The sequence below is a fragment of the Saccharopolyspora oryzae genome, from assembly GCF_027853915.1.
GTDB lineage: Bacteria > Actinomycetota > Actinomycetes > Mycobacteriales > Pseudonocardiaceae > Saccharopolyspora > Saccharopolyspora oryzae.
Genome location: NZ_JAQGLA010000020.1, coordinates 13,083 through 32,881, shown reverse-complemented (window position 1 = coordinate 32,881; position 19,799 = coordinate 13,083). Strand labels below are relative to the sequence as shown.

General features: G+C 70.5%; 19 protein-coding genes. 14 read left to right on the top strand and 5 right to left on the bottom strand.

The window, feature by feature from the left end; genetic code table 11:
- The first annotated feature begins 38 nt into the window (after nt 1-38).
- Nucleotides 39-323, top strand: a complete 285-nt coding sequence (locus OU415_RS15410) for an Lrp/AsnC family transcriptional regulator (RefSeq protein ID WP_270949448.1) — start codon at nt 39-41, stop codon at nt 321-323.
- A 9-nt stretch (nt 324-332) separates the two neighbouring features.
- On the opposite strand, the gene trpD is transcribed toward OU415_RS15410, so the two are convergent.
- The 3 genes from trpD to OU415_RS15395 all read right to left on the bottom strand — a co-directional run bounded on the left by trpD (nt 333) and on the right by OU415_RS15395 (nt 2,520).
- A complete protein-coding gene (trpD, locus tag OU415_RS15405) occupies nt 333-1,379 on the bottom strand; it encodes an anthranilate phosphoribosyltransferase (protein ID WP_270949447.1) in 1,047 nt (348 codons plus the stop codon).
- A gap of 181 nt (nt 1,380-1,560) precedes the next feature.
- Nucleotides 1,561-1,968: a response regulator gene (locus tag OU415_RS15400; RefSeq protein WP_270949446.1), complete on the bottom strand. Its 408-nt coding sequence runs from the start codon at nt 1,966-1,968 to the stop codon at nt 1,561-1,563.
- Nucleotides 1,969-2,082: 114 nt separating this feature from the next.
- Nucleotides 2,083-2,520, bottom strand: a complete 438-nt coding sequence (locus OU415_RS15395) for a hypothetical protein (RefSeq protein WP_408641853.1) — start codon at nt 2,518-2,520, stop codon at nt 2,083-2,085.
- 95 nt (nt 2,521-2,615) lie between these two features.
- Here OU415_RS15395 and ctaE point away from each other — a divergent pair, with 95 nt between their 5' ends.
- The 5 genes from ctaE to OU415_RS15370 all read left to right on the top strand — a co-directional run bounded on the left by ctaE (nt 2,616) and on the right by OU415_RS15370 (nt 7,438).
- Nucleotides 2,616-3,227, top strand: coding sequence for an aa3-type cytochrome oxidase subunit III (gene ctaE / locus OU415_RS15390; RefSeq protein ID WP_270949502.1), 612 nt, complete (start codon nt 2,616-2,618; stop codon nt 3,225-3,227).
- Between the two features lie 88 nt (nt 3,228-3,315).
- Entirely contained in the window at nt 3,316-4,122 is an 807-nt protein-coding gene (qcrC, locus tag OU415_RS15385; protein WP_270949445.1) for a cytochrome bc1 complex diheme cytochrome c subunit, read from the top strand.
- Nucleotides 4,119-5,240: a cytochrome bc1 complex Rieske iron-sulfur subunit gene (gene qcrA / locus OU415_RS15380; protein ID WP_270949444.1), complete on the top strand. Its 1,122-nt coding sequence runs from the start codon at nt 4,119-4,121 to the stop codon at nt 5,238-5,240. The genes qcrC and qcrA overlap by 4 nt, the downstream gene beginning before the upstream one ends.
- Nucleotides 5,237-6,913: a cytochrome bc1 complex cytochrome b subunit gene (gene qcrB / locus OU415_RS15375; RefSeq protein ID WP_270949443.1), complete on the top strand. Its 1,677-nt coding sequence runs from the start codon at nt 5,237-5,239 to the stop codon at nt 6,911-6,913. Before qcrA ends, qcrB begins: the two co-directional genes overlap by 4 nt.
- 99 nt (nt 6,914-7,012) lie before the next feature.
- Nucleotides 7,013-7,438, top strand: coding sequence for a PPOX class F420-dependent oxidoreductase (locus OU415_RS15370; RefSeq protein WP_270949442.1), 426 nt, complete (start codon nt 7,013-7,015; stop codon nt 7,436-7,438).
- 170 nt (nt 7,439-7,608) lie between these two features.
- Here the strand turns inward: OU415_RS15370 and OU415_RS15365 are convergent, their stop codons facing one another.
- Nucleotides 7,609-9,327, bottom strand: a complete 1,719-nt coding sequence (locus tag OU415_RS15365; RefSeq protein ID WP_270949441.1) for a DEDD exonuclease domain-containing protein — start codon at nt 9,325-9,327, stop codon at nt 7,609-7,611.
- Nucleotides 9,328-9,416: 89 nt separating this feature from the next.
- On the opposite strand from OU415_RS15365, the gene OU415_RS15360 reads away from it, so the two are divergent.
- The 3 genes from OU415_RS15360 to OU415_RS15350 all read left to right on the top strand — a co-directional run bounded on the left by OU415_RS15360 (nt 9,417) and on the right by OU415_RS15350 (nt 13,574).
- Nucleotides 9,417-10,775, top strand: coding sequence for an NYN domain-containing protein (locus OU415_RS15360; protein ID WP_408641851.1), 1,359 nt, complete (start codon nt 9,417-9,419; stop codon nt 10,773-10,775).
- Between the two features lie 452 nt (nt 10,776-11,227).
- Nucleotides 11,228-12,199 (top strand): C40 family peptidase, encoded by a 972-nt coding sequence (locus tag OU415_RS15355; RefSeq protein ID WP_270949439.1) that lies wholly within the window; start codon nt 11,228-11,230, stop codon nt 12,197-12,199.
- Nucleotides 12,200-12,296: 97 nt separating this feature from the next.
- Entirely contained in the window at nt 12,297-13,574 is a 1,278-nt protein-coding gene (locus tag OU415_RS15350) for a hypothetical protein (RefSeq protein WP_270949438.1), read from the top strand.
- 152 nt (nt 13,575-13,726) lie between these two features.
- Here OU415_RS15350 and OU415_RS15345 read toward each other — a convergent pair whose 3' ends face one another.
- Nucleotides 13,727-15,535 (bottom strand): AMP-dependent synthetase/ligase, encoded by a 1,809-nt coding sequence (locus OU415_RS15345; protein ID WP_270949437.1) that lies wholly within the window; start codon nt 15,533-15,535, stop codon nt 13,727-13,729.
- 232 nt (nt 15,536-15,767) lie between these two features.
- On the opposite strand from OU415_RS15345, the gene OU415_RS15340 reads away from it, so the two are divergent.
- The 5 genes from OU415_RS15340 to OU415_RS15320 all read left to right on the top strand — a co-directional run bounded on the left by OU415_RS15340 (nt 15,768) and on the right by OU415_RS15320 (nt 19,797).
- Nucleotides 15,768-16,556, top strand: coding sequence for a metallophosphoesterase family protein (locus tag OU415_RS15340; protein ID WP_270949436.1), 789 nt, complete (start codon nt 15,768-15,770; stop codon nt 16,554-16,556).
- Between the two features lie 257 nt (nt 16,557-16,813).
- Nucleotides 16,814-17,257 (top strand): SRPBCC family protein, encoded by a 444-nt coding sequence (locus tag OU415_RS15335; protein ID WP_270949435.1) that lies wholly within the window; start codon nt 16,814-16,816, stop codon nt 17,255-17,257.
- A gap of 4 nt (nt 17,258-17,261) precedes the next feature.
- Nucleotides 17,262-18,479, top strand: coding sequence for an ArsA family ATPase (locus tag OU415_RS15330; protein WP_270949434.1), 1,218 nt, complete (start codon nt 17,262-17,264; stop codon nt 18,477-18,479).
- Entirely contained in the window at nt 18,476-18,850 is a 375-nt protein-coding gene (locus tag OU415_RS15325) for a hypothetical protein (RefSeq protein WP_270949433.1), read from the top strand. The genes OU415_RS15330 and OU415_RS15325 overlap by 4 nt, the downstream gene beginning before the upstream one ends.
- Nucleotides 18,844-19,797, top strand: coding sequence for an ROK family protein (locus OU415_RS15320; RefSeq protein WP_270949432.1), 954 nt, complete (start codon nt 18,844-18,846; stop codon nt 19,795-19,797). The genes OU415_RS15325 and OU415_RS15320 overlap by 7 nt, the downstream gene beginning before the upstream one ends.
- Nucleotides 19,798-19,799 lie beyond the last annotated feature (2 nt).

Below are 19,799 nucleotides of genomic sequence, written 5' to 3'. Positions count from 1 at the left end.
AGCATCGTTCCCGCACCCAGCAGCAGGAGGTTCTTCCCGTGATCACCGCGATCGTGCTGATCCAGACCGCCGCCGACCGCCTCGCCGAAGCGGCCCAGGAGATCGCCGACCTGGACGGGGTTGACGAGGTCTACTCCTGCGCCGGTGACGTGGACCTGATCGCCATGCTGCGCGTCCGCCGCCACGAGGACCTGGCCGACATCGTCCCGGGCCGGATCAACAAGGTGCGGGGCGTCCTGGACACCGACACCCACATCGCCTTCCGCTCCTACTCGCGCAGGGACACGGAGGCCGCCTTCTCCATCGGCCTCGAGGAGGAGTGACCGCTCCGGTCAGCGGAGCTCGGCGCGCAGCGCCGTCGAACTGGCGGCCCAGCGGACCAGGAGGTCCGCTGCGGCGCCCGAGTCGATCGATTCCCCGACGCGCTTCAACGCGGCGCTGAGCTGCTCGTCCAGGCGCTCTCCGGGGCCTTCGTAGGCAACCATGGCCCCGGCGGCGTTGAGCAGCACAGCGTCGCGCACAGGGCCCTTGGTGCCCGCCAGGAGGTCGTGGACCGCCTTGGCGTTCACCGCCGCATCGCCGCCCTGGAGGTCTTCCGGGCGGGCGTAGGGGATGCCGAAGGTCTGCGGATCGATCCGCTCCTCGCGGACCGTGCCGTCGTGGACCACCCAGACCGTGCTGGGCGCCGTGGTGGTGATCTCGTCCATGCCGTCGTCGCCGCGGACCACCAGGGCGGACTTGCCGCGGGCGGCGAACACCTCGGCCACCACCGGGGCCATCCGCCGATCGGCGCAGCCGATCAGGCCGGCGACCGGGCGGGCCGGGTTGGTCAGCGGACCCAGCAGGTTGAACGCCGTCGGGATGCCGATCTCGCGCCGCGCGCTGCCCGCGTGCTTGAAGCCGGGGTGGAACACCGGCGCGAAGCAGAACCCGATGCCGACCTCGTCGACGCAGCGCCGCACGCCCTCCGGCGGCAGGTCGATCGCCACGCCCAGCTCCTCCAGCACGTCGGCCGTGCCGCACTTCGAGGACGCCGCCCGGTTGCCGTGCTTGACGACGGTGATGCCGGAGGCGGCGAGCACGATCGACGCCATGGTGGAGATGTTCACGCTGCCGGAGCGGTCGCCACCGGTGCCGACGATGTCCACCGCCCGCTGGGCGATGTCGAGCCGGCGGGCGTGCGCGAGCATGGCGTCGGCCATGCCGCGGACCTCGGTCGGCGTCTCGCCCTTGGCGCGCAGCGCGACGACGAACGCCGCGACCCGGGCCGGGGTCGCCTCCCCGGCCATGATCAGGTCCATCGCCCAGGCGGTGTCCTCCGCGGAGAGGTCCTCACCCGCGACCAGGTGGCCCAGCAGTCCCGCCCAGTTTCCCGCCATGGTTCCCACGCTTCTTCTCCGTGCTAGATCAGCGACGACCGCCAACGGCGCCGGGGCCCGGGGCTCGCCGGTACGTCGTCGTCTGGAGTTTCGATACCCGGACCTGGCCGCCGGTAATCCGGGCGGCGCTTCCAGCGGTCCGGTCCTCCTCCGGGGCCTCGGCCGCGCGGGGGGAGGGAGGTCAGGCCGGGACCGGCTTGCCGCGGGTGCGCAGCACCTCGGCGACGGTCTCGGCCGCGGCCAGCGGGTCGAGGGGGTGCACCAGCACCGCGTCCGCCTGCGACCAGGTGGCGAGCCATCGGTCGTCCTTGCGGCGCACCGCGACGACCACCGGCGGGCAGTTGTCGATCTCGTTCTTCAGCTGCCGGGACACGCCCATCCCGCCGGTCGGCTGCGCTTCGCCGTCCAGGATCACCAGGTCCGCGTTGCCTGCGTCGACCTCGCTGAGCACGTCGGCGACGGTGCCCGCCTCCACGTAGTTCAGCCGGCCCAGGTCCGGTGCCGGGCGCCGACCGATCGCTGTGATGATCGCCTCCCGGACCTCGGGGCGGTGGCTGAACACGAGAACGTTGGTGGTCGGTGCGCTCATCGACGACTCCTCGGTGTCTGCGGGACGCCCGGGCGGTGGGCCTGGCGAGGTCGCGAACTTCCCCGGATGCTATCGGCCGGACCGGGACGAGCAGTAGTCGCCCGGCGAAATCGATCAGCTCGCCGCGCCCGGCCCGGGCTGCAGCGCGTCCCAGCCGTGGACCTGCCCGCCGTGCCGCTGGGCCAGCCCGGCCATCCGCGAGCTCTCCTGTGAGCAATGCAACGCGTCGAGTTCTTGAACACGCAGCGCGACCACCGCGGTCAGCTCGGTGCCGCCGTCCTCGGCGCCGCGCCCGCCGGGGCGCAGTTCCCAGCCGTCAGCCGCCAGCAGCGCCCGGGCTTCCTCGATCGTGCGATCGGGGAGGGTCAGGTGGTGACGCAGCACCGCAGGTAGTCCGGGTTGCCATTCATCCGCTCGGGCTAGTGCCGCCGAGGCCGCCTCGGCCTCGTCGTAGGCGACCACCACGACCCGGAGGGCGGGGTCATCGGCGCTGATCACGGGCTTGTGGCGGTCGCGTCGGGCGGTCAGGAAAGCCGACAGCCGGGCGCCGATGCCTTTCACGGTGCGTCACCTCCGGATTGCGATCCGATCACCCCTCGGCAGACCTGGTGGACCCGAAGGCGCGAGCGGAAAAGCTGCAAGACATAATGCGTCGCGTGACAACGGCAGCGCCCTCAATCAGTCAACGCGTGCACTCGCTGAACCGACCGAACATGGTCAGCGTAGGCACCATCGTTTGGTTGGCCAGCGAGCTGATGTTCTTCGCTGGGCTCTTCGCCATGTTCTTCACGGTGAAGGCGCAGCACGAGGGCCCGTGGCCACCACCGCCCACCGAGCTGAACCTCGCTTACGCCCTTCCGTTCACGGTCATCCTGGTCTTGTCCTCGTTCACCTGCCAGTGGGGCGTGTTCGCGGCAGAGCGGGGCGACGTGTTCGGTCTCCGACGGTGGTACGTCCTCACTCTGATCATGGGTGCGATCTTCGTGCTCGGTCAGGCCGGTGAGTACTACACGCTCGTCACCGAACACGCGACCACGATCGCGTCGTCGGCCTACGGCACGGTCTTCTTCATGACGACCGGCTTCCACGGCCTGCACGTCATCGGCGGGCTGATCGCCTTCGTCTTCCTGATCATCCGGACGAAGCTGAGCAAGTTCACGCCCGCGCAGGCCATCGCAGCCATCGTCGTGTCGTACTACTGGCACTTCGTGGACATCGTGTGGATCGGCCTGTTCGCCGTGATCTACCTCGTCCCATGATGACCAGGGGCCGAGTCTCCACGATCGGCTTCTCCGAACGAGGACGAAACCGAACACCCCGAACCGGACAGCAAGGGTTGCCGCTCTCATGACCACCAACAAGAAACGGAACCGCGCGGGCTCGAAGCTCAAGCGGCGGATCTCCGGTGTGCTGGCGCTGGGCATCGCGCTGGTGGGTGCCGGTGGGCTGTACACCGTCGTGACTCCCGAGCCGCAGACCGCGCACGCCGCTGCGGAGCCGGCTCTGGTGAGGCAGGGCGAGCAGCTCTACAACAACGCCTGCATCACCTGCCACGGCGCGAACCTGCAGGGCGTCAAGGACCGCGGGCCGAGCCTGGTCGGCGTCGGCGAAGCCGCCGTGCACTTCCAGGTCTCCACCGGCCGGATGCCGATGGTGCGCCAGGAAGCGCAGGCGATGCGCAAGCCGCCGAAGTTCAGCCCGGAGGAGATCGACGCGCTGGGCGCGTTCGTGCAGACCTACGGCGGCGGACCCGAGTCGCCGAAGCAGGCCGGTGAGGCGCTGCGGGGCCAGAACCCCGCCCGCGGTGCGGAGCTGTTCCGCCTCAACTGCGCCTCGTGCCACAACTTCACCGGACGCGGAATCGCGATGTCGTCCGGCAAGTTCGCGCCGAACCTGCACGACTCGACCGAGCAGGACATCTACGAGGCGATGCTCACCGGGCCGCAGAACATGCCGAAGTTCTCGGACCGGCAGCTCACCCCGGAGGAGAAGAAGGACATCATCGCCTACGTCAAGTCCGTGACCAACGGGAACAACAATCCCGGCGGCAACGACCTGGGTGGTTATGGTCCGGGACCAGAAGGCGTCATCGCCTGGGTGGTGGGCATCGGCGCGCTGATCGGCCTCACCCTGTGGATCGGAGCCAGGGCATGAGTGAGCAGAACAACGAATACACAGAGGCCGAACTGGCCGAGATGAGCCGCGACGAGAAGATGCGGCTCGGCCTGAAGCTCGATGACGTCGAGCTCGTCGAGTACACGGAGCAGTTCCCCGTCAAGGGGACCCGCGCGGAGCGCCGCGCGGAGCGCAACGTGGCGGGCTGGTTCGTCCTGTCCGGCCTGTCGGCGCTCGCGTTCATCGCGGTCTTCGTCTTCTGGCCGTGGAGCTACGTGGCTCCGTCGGACGAGCGCGGGTACTTCATCTACTCGCTGTACAACCCGCTGATCGGTTTCTTCTTCGGCCTGGCGATCCTGGCCGTCGGCATCGGCGTCGTGCAGTACCAGAAGAAGTTCATCCCGCACGAGGTCGCCGTCCAGCAGCGCCACGACGGGCACGGCTCGGACGAGGTCGACCGCCAGACGACCGCCGCCCTGCTGGCCGACGCCGGCGACAAGAGCGGCATCGCCCGCCGGTCGATGATCAAGCGCACCGCCGGTTTCGGCGTCGGCGCGTTCGGCCTCGGCGCCGGTGTGTTCGCGGTCGGCGGCCTGGTCCGCAACCCGTGGGCGACCACCGGTCCGGAGTCGCTGCAGCACACCGGCTGGCTGTCGGAGACCGGCGAGAAGACCTACCTGCGCCGCGACACCGGCAACAAGCACGAGGTCTCGCTGCTGCGCCCCGAGGACATCGACGCGGGCGGTTTCGAGACGGTCTACCCGTTCCGGGAGTCCATGCGGGACACCGAGGAGCTGGAGACCTCGCTGCGCAAGGGCGACGCGCCGGTCATGCTGATCCGGCTCCGCCCGGGCAGCAAGCCGATCAAGCGCAAGGGGCAAGAGGACTTCAACTACGGCGACTACTACGCCTACTCGAAGATCTGCACCCACGTCGGTTGCCCGACCTCGCTGTTCGAGCAGCAGACCGGGCGCCTGCTCTGCCCGTGCCACCAGTCGCAGTTCGACGTGGTCAACACCTACGCCAAGCCGGTCTTCGGTCCGGCGACGCGGGCGCTGCCGCAGCTGCCGATCACGGTGGACGAGAACGGCTACTTCGTGGCCAAGGGCGACTTCATCGAACCGGTGGGTCCGGCTTACTGGGAGCGTAACGCATGAGCTCGATCACCCAACCGACGAAATCGGAGAGCGCCGCGTACCGCAAGATCGCCACGGCGGCTGACGAGCTCGACTCGCGCTACCGGATGGCCAAGGGCATGCGGCGGCAGCTGAACAAGGTCTTCCCCACGCACTGGTCGTTCCTGCTCGGGGAGATCTGCCTCTACACGTTCATCCTCCTGATCGTCACGGGCGTCTACCTGACCTTGTTCTTCGACCCCTCCATGGAGGAGGTCGTCTACAACGGCGTGTACCAGAACATGCAGGGCATCCCGATGTCCCGCGCGTTCGAGAGCACCCTGGACATCTCGTTCGAGGTGCGCGGCGGTCTGTTCGTCCGGCAGCTGCACCACTGGGCGGCGCTGATCTTCGTCGCCGCGATGATGCTGCACATGTTCCGGGTGTTCTTCACCGGTGCGTTCCGGCGCCCGCGTGAGGCCAACTGGACCATCGGCGCGCTGCTGCTGATGCTGGGCATGTTCGAGGGCTTCTTCGGCTACTCGCTGCCGGACGACGTGCTGTCCGGTACCGGTATCCGCGCCACCATGTCGGGCATCGTGCTGTCGATCCCGGTGCTCGGCACCTGGCTGCACTGGGCGCTGTTCGGCGGGGAGTTCCCCGGCACCGAGATCATCCCGCGCCTGTACGTGCTGCACGTGCTGATCATCCCGGGCGTCATGCTCGGCCTGGTCGCGGCGCACCTGGCGCTGGTCTGGTACCAGAAGCACACCCAGTTCCCGGGCGTGCGGCGCACTGAGAGCAACGTCGTCGGCGTCCGCATCATGCCGACCTTCGCCCTCAAGGGCGGCGCGTTCTTCGCGCTGGTCACCGGCGTCTGCGCGATCATGGCGGGTGTCTTCCAGATCAACGCGATCTGGCACATCGGGCCGTACAACGCCTCGCAGGTCTCGGCGGCTTCGCAGCCCGACTGGTACCTGATGTGGGCGGACGGCATCCTGCGCGTCTGGCCGGCCTGGGAGCTGTACCTGGGTCCGTACACCGTGCCGCCGGTGTTCTTCGCCGGTGTCATCGGCATGGGCGTCATGTTCACCACGCTGTTCGCCTACCCGGCGATCGAGCGCAAGCTGACCAAGGACGACGCGCACCACAACCTGCTGCAGCGGCCGCGCGACGTGCCGGTCCGCACCAGCCTGGGCGTGATGGCGCTGACCTTCTTCGGCGTGCTGTTCATCTCGGGTGCCAACGACATCGTGGCGTTCCAGTTCAACATCTCGCTGAACCTGATGACCTGGGCCGGCCGCATCGGTCTGCTGGTGCTGCCGCCGATCGCCTACTACATCACCTACCGGGTCTGCCTGGGCTTGCAGCACAGCGACCGCGAGGTGCTGGACCACGGCGTCGAGACCGGCATCATCAAGCGTCTGCCGCACGGTGAGTTCATCGAGGTCCACCAGCCGCTCGGCCCGGTGGACGACCACGGCCACCCGGAGGCGCTGCCCTACCAGGGTGCTCCGGTGCCGAAGAAGATGAACAAGCTCGGCGCGGCCGGCAGCCCGGTCGAGGGCAGCCTGCTCCGCCCGGACCCGGTCGACGAGACCACGGCCCTGGAGCGCGCGCGGCACGAAGCCGTCGAGAGCCAGGCCGCGGCCGAGGCCGAGGCTGCCGAGGAGCGCGAGCTCACGGCGGGCAAGCCGCAGCAGCCCACCGAGTGAGCCGGTAGCTGCTGAGTCACCGAACGAGACCCGGTGCCCCGATGGGGTGCCGGGTCTCTTCGTTGCGCGGATGTCGGAGCGGGCGCTTACCTTGGCCGGGTGACTTCGATCAGCGATCCCGAGATCCGCGCCTTCCTCGAGGCAGGCACCCGCACCGGCATGCTCGGTTTCACCGCGAGCGACGGACGTCCGCTGGTGGCGCCGGTGTGGTTCTTCCTGGAGGGCGACGAGATCGTCTTCAACACCGGCAAGGACACCGCAAAGGGGCGGGCGATCGCCCGGGATCCGCGGGTGGTGCTGTGCGCGGACCTGCCCGAGCCGCCGTTCGGCTTCGTCCAGGTCCAGGGCATCGCGGAGACCTCCGAGGACCCGGCGGAGCTGCTGCGGACCGCGACCCGCCTCGGCGGCCGCTACATGGGTGAGGACCGGGCCGAGGAGTTCGGCCGCCGCAACGGCGTGCCGGGCGAGCTGGTGGTCCGCATCCGCCCGACCAAGGTCATCGCCAGCCTCGACATGACCGCCTGACCCGTCCCGGAGTTCCGCAGTTTCAATTGAAACTGTGCTCCCACGGCGTGTCGGGCGCCGGACACGCCGATGGATGTGGACAACTCGCCCGGTCTGTGGAGTTCTTCCGCAATTTCAATGGAAATCGGACGTCTGATTTCCATTGAAATTGCGTCGTGCCGGTCGGCGGATCAGTCGATGGCGGCGTAGGCGGTTCGGCCGTTGATGGCCTTGTCCAGCCAGGTCTGCCAGGAGCCTGCCGCACCCGCGGGTTCGTGCCACGGGGTGGAGCATCGGACCATGCGGGTGCCGCCGGTGGTCAGCCAGCGGTAGACGATCCGTGCTTCGTCGGCGGTGGTGCCGCGCAGTGGTCCTGCACCCGGGATGACGGTTTCCGCCGATGCCCGCAGCAGGTCGACGACGGGCATCGGGCGCACGCCGCGCCGGGCGTTGCCCGCTGCCGCCAGCTTGCCGTGGCGGATCACCGACAGGTGCCAGCCGCCGCGACCGTCCGGCCGGGCCGCGATCAGCTCCTCGACGGCCGTCAGCGCGGACAGCCGCTGTCCGCGGTCCAGCGAGCGCACCAGTGCGGCTAGCTGGTCGCGGTGGGCGGCGGCGTCCTCGAAGCGCTGGGCGGTCGAGAGGCGGTCGAGCTCGTCCCGCAGGCGTTCGAGCAGAACGGAGCTGCGGCCGCCGATGACCTCCCGGATGGAGATCACCTCGGGCTCGTACTCCTCAGCGCTCTGCCGGCCCGCGCAGGGCGCACCGCAGCGTCCCAGTTCGTACAAGGCGCACGGCCGTCCTCGCGGGTCGCGCGCGGAGATGCGTTCCGTGCACCGGCGCACCGCAGTCGCCTCCTGGAGCGCTTCGACGGCGTCGCTGGCGGCGTTGCGGGAGTTGAACGGGCCCAGGGCGTCCGGTTTCGGGGTGCGCACGATCGACAGGCGCGGGAACGGCTCGTCGGTCAGCACCACCCACCAGGCGCGCTGAGGGTTCTTCGAACGGCGGTTGTAGCGCGGTTGGTGCGCGGCGAGCAGCCGGAGCTCGCGGACTTCGGCCTCCAGCGGGTGCGCGCATTCGACGTGGTCGACGCGCTCGGCGATCGCCACCATCTCCTTGACGCGGCTGCGCCGCTCACCCGCGGTGAAGTACTGGCGGACCCGGCGCCGCAGATCGGTCGCGGTGCCCACGTAGAGCACCTCGTCCTTGGGACCGCGGAACAGGTACACCCCGGGCGAGTTCGGCAGCCCGTCGGCGAGCCCGCGCTTGCCGCGCTGCTGCGGGGTGACGTCGGGCAGGTGGCTGAGCAGGTCGTCCAGCGTCCGCAGGCCGAGCGCGCCGACGCGTTCAAGCAGGGAGTGCAGCACGTCGACGGTGGCGCGGGCGTCGTCCAGCGCCCGGTGCACCGGTTCGGTCCGGGCGTTGAGGACGCGGGCGAGCGTGCCGAGCTTGTAGTTGGGCGTCTCGTCCCTGGTCAGCACCCGGCGGGCCAGCCGGACGGTGTCCACGACCTGCGGTTTCGGCCAGCGCAGGCCGAGCCGTTCGCAGTTGGCCCGCAGGAACCCCACGTCGAACGGCGCGTTGTGCGCCACCAGCACGCAGCCGCGGCTGAACTCCAGGAACGCGGGCAGCACCGAATCCATGCGGGGCGCGTCGACGACCATCGCCTCGGTGATGCCGGTGATCGTCACGACCGCGGGCGGGATGCCGCGCTCCGGGTTGACCAGGGTGGCGAACTCGCCGAGCACCTCGCCGCCGCGGATCTTGACCGCACCGATCTCGGTCACCGCGTCCTGCCCGCGATCACCACCGGTGGTCTCCAGGTCGACGACGACGAAGGTCACCTCGTGCAGCGGGACTTCCTCGCTGGTCAAGATCTCGTCGAAGGACAACTGCGGGTGCGCGGACATCGGCGGTCACGTTACGTCCCGCTACCGACAGCGCGGTGGATGCGGGCACCTGGGCACCCGGCCATTAGCCTGTGGGGGTGGCGCCACCGATGCCGGGGTCGGGAGAGACCCCAGAACCTGAGGAGTCTGCTGTGGACAGTGCACAGCAGACCGGTGTCGGGTCGCCCGTGGAGTGGGACGAGCTGGCCGCGCCGCTGCGCGCCCGGCTCGCCGAACTGGCCGCGGGAGCGCTGGGGGAGATGCGGCACACCGACGTCCCCGCGCAGCTGCGCCCGGTGGTCAAGTTCGCCCCGGCCAAGCGCGCCAAGCTCGGGCAACCAGCCCTGCTCGCCGCACTGCGGGACTCCGGGGTGTTCCGCACCGCGGTGGTGGACTGGTGCCACAACCACCGCCCGGGAGCGCTCGCCCTCGACGACCCGGACCCGATCGTGGTGGCCGCTGCGGCGGCGCTGCAGGGCTCGCCGATCGCGCCGCACTACGCGGAGCTGATCTCGTTCCGCACCGAGCAGGGACAGCTGCGCAGCGAGCGCGACTCCGCGGTGGCGCGGGTCGAACGCCTGACGGCCGAAGCGGACCGGCTGCGCGGCGAGCTCGCCGAAGCCCGCCGAGCAGCGGACCGGGTGGGGGAGGAGACCAGCTCCGAAGCCGACCGGCTGCGCAAGCGGCTCCGCGAGCAGGGCGTGCGGCTCAAGGAGGCCAAGGACGCCGCGGAGCGGGCGGACGGCGAGCTGACCGCGATGCGCGCGGAGCGCGAGGCGGCGATCGCGGAGATCGCCGCGGAGCGCGATCGGGAGCGGGCGCGAGCGCAGGAGGAGCGGCGGCGCGCGGAGCGCGCGAGCGCCGAGGTCGAGGTGGCGCGGCAGAGCGCCCGAGAAGCCCGTCAGGGCGACGAGGTGCGCTTGGCGCTGCTGCTGGAGACGCTGGAGGGCGCCGTGGGCGGCCTGCGGCGGGAGCTCGGCGCGAGCGGGAGCGGGCCGCGGCCCGCGGACGTCGTGCAGCGGGTGCGGGCGCATTCGGGGGCGACCGGTGATGTTCCGGACGTGGCCGCGCTGGACCGGTTGCTGGGGTTGCCCGCCGTGCACCTCATCGTGGACGGCTACAACGTGACCAAGACCGGGTATCCGGAGCTGCCGCTGTCCGATCAGCGCGACCGGCTGGCGCACCAGCTCGCGGCGCTGTCCGCGCGGACCGGTGCGGAGGTCACGGTCGTCTTCGACGGCGCTGACGTGCTGGCCGTGCCGACCGCTGGGCCGCGCGGGGTGCGGGTGCTGTTCAGCGAACCCGGCGTGCAGGCCGACGACGTGATCCGGGACCTGGTCTCGGCCGAGCCGAAGGGGCGCCAGGTGGTGGTGGCGACCTCGGACCGGGCAGTGGTCACCTCGGTGCAGCGGCGCGGTGCCTACGCGGTCCCCTCGGCGATGTTGTTGGCGCGGTTGAACAGGGTTTGACCCTTCGGCGACCGGATCGACCGCTCGGCGATCGGGCGGGAGTGGCCGATCTCATAATCGATCACGTCGGTGAAGTGGATCTCTCGATCGGGTGACGGTGATCTTCACAATTCCAGCTTATGCGACTGGAATGTTCGTCACAGTGAGCAAGCGACTCTCCTCCGTTAGAGGTCTTGTGCCGACATGCACAAAATTTGGACCCCGCTTCTGGACCTCCGGCCTCACCTTTCGTAACCTACTCGGGACCTCGCGGCGATCAGTTGCCCAGAACGGGCGGCCCGCGGGGCACCGCTGAACGACTTGTCGGGGAGTCGGCCAAGCCGGATACGGGGGCATCCGGAAGGTAAGCGGGTGGAGAAGCAGAAGGAGCAGTGCGCGACGTGGCGTCGCACCGACTTAAGCGATCTCTGCGAGGAGCACTGACCGCGACCGCGGTCGTCGCCGTCGTTGGTATGTCCTCCGGACCGGCTCTCGCAGACCCACCACTTCCCGACAACGCCTCGGACGCGGCCAAGCAGGTCCGCGAGCTGCAGCACCAAGCGGAGCAGCTCACCGAGGACACGAAGAAGGCCGAGGACGACCACCAGGCCAAGGAAGACGAGCTCAAGCGCGCCAACGACGAGGCGGCGCAGGCCGAGCAGGTCGCCAACCAGGCCCGGCTCGACGAGGAGAAGTTCCGCGGCCAGGTCGACCAGCTGACCCACGCCTCCTACCAGGGCGCCCGGCTGAACAAGCTGTCCGCGCTGCTGGTGAGCGAGACGCCGGAGGACTTCCTCAACCGCGCTTCCGCTCTGGACGCGCTGGCGAAGGACAACAACGACGCGGTCAAGGCCCTCTCCTCGGCCCGCAGCCAGGCCGAGGCCGCTGAGCGCGCCGCGCAGGACGCCCGCAACCGGGCTGCGCAGGCCGAGATCGACTCCGCTCGCATCTTCCAGGACTTCCAGAACAAGTCCAAGGAGATGGACGCGCAGATCAAGAAGGTCCAGGCGCGCTACAAGGAGCTCTCCGGCGCGGAGCAGGACTCGCTGAAGTCCGACGGCGAGACCGGCGTCGGCTCGATCGCGGGTGCTGGTGCCGCGATCCAGGCCGTCAACGCGGCGCTGGGCAAGCAGGGCTCGCCGTACGTGTGGGGTGCCAAGGGGCCGTCGAGCTTCGACTGCTCCGGGCTGACCTACTGGGCGTACAAGCAGGCCGGCGTCAGCCTCGGCGGCTCGACCAAGACCCAGGTGAACCAGGGTCGGGCGGTGTCCGCCGGCGACCTGAAGCCGGGCGACCTGATCTTCTACTACAGCCCGGTCAGCCACGTGGCGATCTACATCGGCAACGGCAAGGCGGTGCACGCCCCGACCGAGGGCGACGTCGTCAAGGTGTCGAGCTACCAGAGCATCGGTCCGGTGAACTCGATCCGCCGTGTCGCGGGCTGAGATTCGCTGACCTGATCGGGGCCGGCGCGCACTGCGCGTCGGCCCCGACTGCTTTTCCGCGGACCCGGGCGATGTCCGAAATGTCCTCGGTTCTAACATGCGCTCCGTGCTGGGCTCGGGGAGCTTCCGCGGGTGGCTGGCGGCCACCGCCTCCGGTGCGGTGCTGGCCGGGGTGATGGCGATCGGACTGCCCGCGACACCGGGGACGACCCACGTCCTGGGGCAGGTCCGGCTGGCGAATCCCGTGCCTTCGCACGAATCCGCGGTGCGGCAGCTGCTGGCGCAGCGCGCGGCCGCGATCCGGGCCCGGGACGAGTCGGCGTTCGCGGCCACAGTGGACCCGCAGGCCCCGGCGGACTTCCGGCAGCGGCAGCTGCAGTGGTTCCGGAACCTGGCGGCGATCCCGTTCACCGAGTGGTCGTACCGGCTGGAGGCGGAGACCGAGCCGCCGGCCACCGGAACCGGCGAGACCTGGGCGCCGGGCGTTTCGCTGCGCTACGCGCTGGCCGGGGTGGACAGCGTGCCGACCGAGCAGCCGGTCGAGCAGTCCTTCGTGCGCCGGGGCGGTTCCTGGTACGTGGCCGATGACGCGGGTGCGCACCGGTGGCGCGGTCCTTGGGACTTCGGCCCGTGCCACGCCGTGCGGACCCCTGGCGGGCTGGTGATCGGGCACCGCCGGGAACCGGTCGAGCGGGTGGCGCGGCAGCTCGACGCCGTGATCCGCGATGTGACCGAGGTGTGGGGGACAGGCTGGTCCCAGCGGGTGGGGGTGCTGATCGCGGACTCGCGCGAGGAGCTGAGGGCGGTGGTGGGGCCCGGGTTCGCGCTGAACGGCATCGCGGCGGTCGCCGTGGCGGATCGGGTGGACACCGCGGCGCGCCGGGTGGAGGGGCCGCGCGTGGTGCTGGACCCGCGCGCCGCCGACGAGTTGTCCGACGCCGCGCTGAAGGCGCTGCTGCGCCACGAGATCACCCACATCGCCGCGCGGGCGTACACAGTGGACGGTTCGCCGATGTGGATGCGGGAGGGCTTCGCCGACTACGTCGGCTACCGGAGCAGCGGGGTGCCGCCGCGCGAGGTGGCGCCGGAGCTGGTCCGCCAGGTGCGCGCCGGTGGACTGCCCGAGCAGCTGCCGGACGACGACGAGTTCCACCACGCCGACCGCGGCCGGGACCTGGCCTACCAGCAGTCCTGGTCGTTCGTCCGCCACCTGGTCGAGCGCTTCGGCGAACAGCACGTGGTGCGCCTGTACCACCGGATAGCGGCCCTCAGCTCACCGGCCGAAGTGGACGCCGCCCTCCGCGAGGAAACCGGCCAGACGACGGCTCAGCTCCAAGCCGACTGGGCCGAGTCCCTCCCCGGAACCTTCGGCTGACGCAAAAGACCCGTGAGCACTTCGGGTCGCCATAGCAACCCAAAACGCTCACGGGTCTTGGAGCCAAGTCGGGCACCCGGAGTCCGGGCGGGCGCTGAGGTTCCGCCACCCGCACCGATAAGCAAAATGAGTGCTTCAGACAGGCGCAGGGATCAGGAGTAGATGGCCTCGATGGTGGCCGCGTGGTTCTGGGCCACCTTGTTGCGCTTGAGCTTGAGGCTCGGGGTCATCTCGCCGCTGGCCTCGGTGAAGTCGGTCGGCAGGATGCGGAACTGCTTGATCTGCTCGGCCCGGGACACCGACTTGTTCGCCTCGTCCACCGCCTTCTGCACTTCCGCGCGCACGTCCGGGTCGTCCACCAGGTCGGCCGGGGAGGTGTTCTCCGGGCGGGAGTTGTTGGCCAGCCAGGACGGCAGGAACTCCTGGTCGAGGGTGATCAGCGCGCCGATGAACGGCTTCTTGTCGCCGACCACCATGCACTGGCTGATCAGCGGGTGCGACCGCAGCGCGTCCTCGAGCACCGCCGGGGCGACGTTCTTGCCGCCCGCGGTGACGATGATCTCCTTCTTGCGGCCGGTGATCCGCAGGAACCCGTCCTCGTCGAGCGAGCCCAGGTCACCGGTGTGGAACCAGCCGTCCTCGAGGGATTCCTTGGTGGCCTGCGGGTTGTTCCAGTACTCGCGGAACACCACGTCGCCCTTGACCAGCACCTCGCCGTCGTCGGCGATGCGGACCGTGGTCCCGGCGATCGGCTTGCCGACGGTGCCGACCTTGAACGCGGTCTCCACGTTGACCGCGGCCGCCGCGGTGGTCTCGGTGAGCCCGTAGCCCTCCAGCACCGGTACGCCGATGCCGCGGAAGAAGTGCGCCAGCCGCTCGCCGAGCGGAGCCCCGCCGGAGACCGCCGCGATGCACCGGCCGCCGAGCGCGGCCCGCAGCTTGCCGTAGACCAGCTTGTCGAACACCAGGTGCTTGAGCTTCAGCGCCAGCCCGGCGTTGCCGGCGTCCATGGCGCGGCTGTAGGCGACCGCGGTGTCCTCGGCGGCGTCGAAGATCTTGCCCTTGCCGCTGCCGTGCGCCTTCTGCTTGGCGGTGTTGTAGACCTTCTCGAACACCCGCGGCACCGCGAGCACGAACGTCGGCCGGAACGAACCGAGGTCGTTGACCAGGTCCTTGACGTCGCCGGTGTGCCCGAGGGTGACGCGGCCGTAGACGCACATCACGGTGATCGCGCGGGCGAGCACGTGCGCCATCGGCAGGAACATCAGCATCGAGTTGCCCGGCTTGGTCAGCTGCGGGAACGCCTCGATGTCGGCCCGCACCTCGGCGAGCACGTTGCGGTGGGTCAGCACGCAGCCCTTGGGGCGGCCGGTGGTGCCCGAGGTGTAGATCAGGGTGGCCAGGTCGTCGGCCGCCACGGCGCGACGGCGCAGGTGCACGTCGCGGTCCTCCACCTCGGCGCCGAGCGCGGTGAGCTCGTCCACCGCGGCCGCCGCGCCGCCGCTGCTCGGCCCCTCGATCTGCCACACGTGGGAGACCTCGGGCAGCCGGTCCACGACGCTGTCCACCTCGGTGCGGTGCGCTTCGGTCTCCACGAAGACGGCCTTGGCGCCGGAGTCGGTGAGGATCCACTCGGCCTGGTCGGCCGAGGAGGTCTCGTAGATCGGGACCGTGACGCAGCCCGCGGTCCAGATCGCGAAGTCCAGGAGGCTCCACTCGTATCGGGTCCGGGACATCAGCCCGACCCGGTCGCCCGGCTGCAAGCCGCTGGCCATCAGGCCCTTCGCCACGGCCAGGACCTGCGCGGCGAAGTCAGCGGCGGTGACGTCGACCCAGGTGCCGTCCACTCGGCGCCGGAAGCTCACCGTGCTCCCGAAGCGCTCCGCGTTGGCCCACACCATGTCGGTGAGGTTCTCGTCATCGGCCACCGCCGTGGTGGCTGGTGCGCTGAACTCTCGCACGTCGAAACCTCCGAAAACACGCCAGTCCGTGGGGCACAACCTAACGCTGATAGTTACTGAGCGGTAGTCCCCTTTGTCCCCGCCGCAGCAGCCAGCACAGACTAGAACCCACCCGAATCGGTCCAGCGACTCCGGTCGGTGATCCGCATTGCGCTGTTCGGGCCACGGGTGGTGGGCGGAGGTTTCAGAACGGTCTAGATTCGGTCAGCAGCCGCCGGGGAATGGGAGTTGGATGCGCGTCCACGTCGTTTCGGATGTCCACGGCAACGTCGAGGCGCTCAAGCGAGCGGGTGATGGAGCCGATGCGCTCGTGGTGCTCGGCGACCTGATCGACTTCGTGGACTACCACGACCACGGCCGGGGGATCCTGGGCCGCGTGTTCGGCGCGGAGAAGGTGGCCCGGTTCGCCGAGCTGCGGCGCGGCCCGCAGCTCGCGGAGTTCGGCGCCTACGTGCGCTCCCTCTGGGGGAGTCTGGACGACCCGGCGAAGGTGGTCGAGGAGGCCGTGCGCGAGCAGTACGCCGAGCTGTTCGGCGCGCTGCCCGCCCCCACCTACGCCACGCCCGGCAACGTCGACGCGCCGCACCTGTGGCCGGAGTTCGCCGGGGCCGGGGTGCAGGTGCTCGACGGCGACAGCGTGCAGATCGACGGCCTGACCTTCGGTTTCGTCGGCGGCACCGTGCTCCCGCCGGGCGCGGTCCTGCGCAAGAACGCGGCCTGGACGCCGTACCTGCGGACCGCCGAGGACTACGACGCCGCGTTGGCGAAGCTGCCCGAAGTGGACGTCCTCTGCACCCACCTGCCGCCCGCGGTACCGGAACTGACCTACGACGTGATGGCCCGCCGGCCGGAGCTGGGCTCGGCGGCGTTGGCCGAGCGGATCGCCACCGACCAGCCGCGCTGGTCGCTGTTCGGGCACGTCCACCAGCCGCTGGCGCAGCGGGTCCGCATCGGCCGCACCGAATGCGTCAACGTCGGGCACTTCAAGCGCACCGGCCGCCCGTACGTCATCCAGTGGTGAAGAAATTTTTTGAAACGCCGGAGGCGTTTAGCCCGCCCTCGGCGCTTGCGCCGCCGCGGGTTCTCAGGCGTCGTCTGACGAGGACAGCCCCAGCGCTGTGCATTGGTCATACATGAGTCGGGGATCCCGCAGCTCAGACGGCGTCTGAGGTTCCGCTACCCGCACCGCCACGCAAAAGGAGTGCGGAGAACACTTCTCCGGGACAACCTGCCTCCTCGGGGGCACTGAGGTCTGCCTCGACCGGTAACCTGCAGCGCATGGTCGATCAGTCCACCCAGTCCATCGTGATCGAGGCCCCCGCTGCGCGGATCATGGACGTCATCGGGGATTTCGCCGCCTACCCGGAGTGGGCGGCGGCGGTGAAGGAGACCGAGGTGCTCTCCCAGACCTCGGACGGCAAGGCCGGGCAGGTGCGCTTCGTCCTGGACGCGGGAGTGGTCAAGGACACCTACGTCAACGTCTACGACTGGGCGGCCGACGGGTTGTCGGTCAGCTGGGAGCTCACCGAAGGACAGGTGCAGAAGGCGCAGCGCGGCAGCTACCGGCTCAACCCGCTGGCCGAAGACCGCACCGAGGTCACCTACAGCCTCGCGGTGGACCTGGCCATCCCGATGATCGGGCTGTTCAAGCGCAAGGCGGAGAAGATGATCATGGACACGGCGCTCAAGGAGCTCAAGCGCCGGGTGGAGCACGCCGAGTAAGCCGTTGCGGATCCTGCTGTTCACCGGAAAGGGCGGGGTGGGCAAGACCACCCTCGCCGCCGCCACCGCCGCCCGCGTGGCCGGGGCCGGTGGGAAGGTGCTCGTGGTCTCCACCGACCCGGCGCACTCGCTGGGCGACGCCCTCGGCGTCGAGCTCGGCGCGGAGCCCGCGGAGGTGCGGGTGGACGGTTCCCGCGCCGTGCTGCACGCGGCCGAGGTGCAGACCCGCGCGCTCGTCGACGGCACCTGGCGGGAGCTGCGCGAGCACCTGCGGACGATGCTGCAGGGCGCCGGGGTGGACGAGGTCGACGCCGAAGAGCTGACCGTGCTGCCCGGGGTGGAGGACCTCCTCGCGCTCACCGAAGTGCACCGGCTGGCCGCCAGCGGGATCTGGGACACCGTGCTCGTCGACTGCGGTCCGACGGCGGAGACCCTGCGGCTGCTCGCCCTGCCGGAATCGCTGGCCGGTTACCTGGAGCGGCTGTTCCCGGCGCACCGGCGCGCGGTGCGCGGACTGCTGGCCGGCATCGCGGGCAGCGACCAGGTGCAGCGCTGGGACGCGGTCGCCGACGGACTGGGTCGGCTGGCCGAACGCCTCGCCGCGCTCAAGAAAATGCTCACCGATCCGGGCACCGGCGTGCGGCTGGTGCTGACCCCGGAATCGGTGGTCGCCGCGGAAACCCGCCGGACCGTGACCGCGCTGGCGCTGCAGCAGATCCGGGTGGACGGCCTGATCGCCAATCGCGTGGTGCCGCACCCGGGATCGGCGCGCGGCGCGGCGGCGCAGTGGTTGCGCACCCGGCGCCGCGAGCAGGACGACGTCCTCGACTCCGTGCGCGCCGCGACCGACCTGCCCCTGCGCGTCGTGGAGCACCGCGCCGCCGAGCCGGTGGGCACCGACGCGCTGGCGGAACTCGGTGCCGAGCTCTACGGCGACGAGGACCCGCTGGAGGGCGGTGCGGCAGCGCCGGCCATGCGGGTCACCGGTGGTGGGCGGTCGCTGGACGCGGAGTACGCCCTGCAGATCGCGCTGCCGCTGCACCCCGCGGCGGAGCTGGACCTGGCCCGCATCGGTGATGAACTGGCGATCACAGTGGACGGTCGCCGCCGGTTGGTCGCGCTGCCGGCGGTCCTCCGGCGCTGCGTCGTGACCTCGGCGATCGCCGGCGACGACGGGCTGACCGTGCGGTTCCGGCCCGATCCGGAACAGTGGATGCGGTGAGAGCTGTGGACGAAACGCGCAAGCACGAGCAACTGGTCGAGGAGCTGCGGCTGCTGCTCGACGCCGTGGCCGGCAAGGCCGAGGAGTACCTGCGCGGCTGCGACCAGGCCTCGGAACCGCCTTCGGAAGCAGGCGAGCGCGGCTGCGGCTGGTGCCCGCTGTGCGCGGCGGTGGCGCTGGTGCGCGGACACCGCCCGGAGCTCAACGACCAGCTGCTCGGGATCGTGCAGCTGCTGCGGCAGGCGGTGGCCGAACCGGCGCCGCAGCCCGCGGAAGCAGAACCCGAACCGGATGCGCCCGCCAAGGTGCAGCGCATCCGCGTGCAGCGGGTCGGGGGAACGGTGCTGGACGAAGCTGAGGCGCGGTGCTGACCATCGGAGTGGACGTCGGCGGCACCAGCGTGCGCGCCAGCGTCGTCGACCCGCACGGCGAGATCCTGGAAACCCGCCGGGTTCCCACGCCGAAGAGCGGCCCGGAGCTGAACGCGGCGATCGCGGCGACCGTGCGCGCCCTGTCCGACCGGTACCCGGTGGCCGGGGTCGGGCTCGCCGTGGCGGGGTTCGTCAGCGAGGACCGCCGTGTCGTTCGCTTCGCGCCGCACCTGGCGTGGCGGCAGGTCGCCGTTGCCGACGAGCTCGCCGAACAACTCGGGCTCCCGGTCGTGCTCGAGCACGACGCCAACGCGGCGGCCATCGCCGAGCAGCGCTTCGGGGCGGCCACCGGTGCGCGGGTGGCCGCGCTGGTGGCCATCGGCACGGGCATCGGTGCGGCGCTGGTGATCGACGGCCAGGTCTTCCGCGGCGCCCACGGCGTGGCGCCCGAGCTGGGGCACCTGCGGGTGGTCCCGGGCGGTCGGCAGTGCTCGTGCGGCAAGCGCGGCTGCCTGGAGCGCTACTGCAGCGGCACCGCGCTGGCGGCCACGGCGGGCGAGATGCTGCGCGACAGCAGCGAGCCGAGCGCATTGCGGGAGCTGGCCGAGCTGACCGGTGTGGACGTCGCACGCGCGGCGGAAGCCGGGGACCCGCTGGCCCGGCGCGCGGTGGACGACCTGGCGTGCTGGCTGGGGGAGGGCTTGGCGCTGGTCGCCGACGTCTACGACCCGGAAGTCGTGGTCATCTCCGGTGGCGTCTCGAGCTCCGCGCACCTCTACCTCGACGCGGCGCGCGAGCACTACGCGGCGACGATGACCGGAGCGGGCCACCGGCCCCTGGCCGAGGTGGTCGTCGCCCATCACGGTGACCCGGCGGCCATGATCGGCGCCGCAACACTGGCCCGAGAACACGCCCTGGCCACGCCGAAAGCTCCGTCCGGAGGCTGAAG

Excerpts from the sequence above, each read along its gene's own strand:
- qcrA (WP_270949444.1), top strand. The coding sequence starts at position 4,119 with ATGAGTGAGCAGAACAACGAATACACAGAGGCCGAACTGGCCGAGATG.
- ctaE (WP_270949502.1), top strand. The coding sequence starts at position 2,616 with ATGCGTCGCGTGACAACGGCAGCGCCCTCAATCAGTCAACGCGTGCAC.
- qcrB (WP_270949443.1), top strand. The coding sequence starts at position 5,237 with ATGAGCTCGATCACCCAACCGACGAAATCGGAGAGCGCCGCGTACCGC.
- qcrC (WP_270949445.1), top strand. The coding sequence starts at position 3,316 with ATGACCACCAACAAGAAACGGAACCGCGCGGGCTCGAAGCTCAAGCGG.
- trpD (WP_270949447.1), bottom strand. The coding sequence starts at position 1,379 with ATGGCGGGAAACTGGGCGGGACTGCTGGGCCACCTGGTCGCGGGTGAG.
- OU415_RS15350 (WP_270949438.1), top strand. The coding sequence starts at position 12,297 with ATGCGCTCCGTGCTGGGCTCGGGGAGCTTCCGCGGGTGGCTGGCGGCC.
- OU415_RS15360 (WP_408641851.1), top strand. The coding sequence starts at position 9,417 with ATGCCGGGGTCGGGAGAGACCCCAGAACCTGAGGAGTCTGCTGTGGAC.
- OU415_RS15355 (WP_270949439.1), top strand. The coding sequence starts at position 11,228 with ATGTCCTCCGGACCGGCTCTCGCAGACCCACCACTTCCCGACAACGCC.
- OU415_RS15340 (WP_270949436.1), top strand. The coding sequence starts at position 15,768 with ATGCGCGTCCACGTCGTTTCGGATGTCCACGGCAACGTCGAGGCGCTC.
- OU415_RS15365 (WP_270949441.1), bottom strand. The coding sequence starts at position 9,327 with ATGTCCGCGCACCCGCAGTTGTCCTTCGACGAGATCTTGACCAGCGAG.
- OU415_RS15400 (WP_270949446.1), bottom strand. The coding sequence starts at position 1,968 with ATGAGCGCACCGACCACCAACGTTCTCGTGTTCAGCCACCGCCCCGAG.
- OU415_RS15335 (WP_270949435.1), top strand. The coding sequence starts at position 16,814 with ATGGTCGATCAGTCCACCCAGTCCATCGTGATCGAGGCCCCCGCTGCG.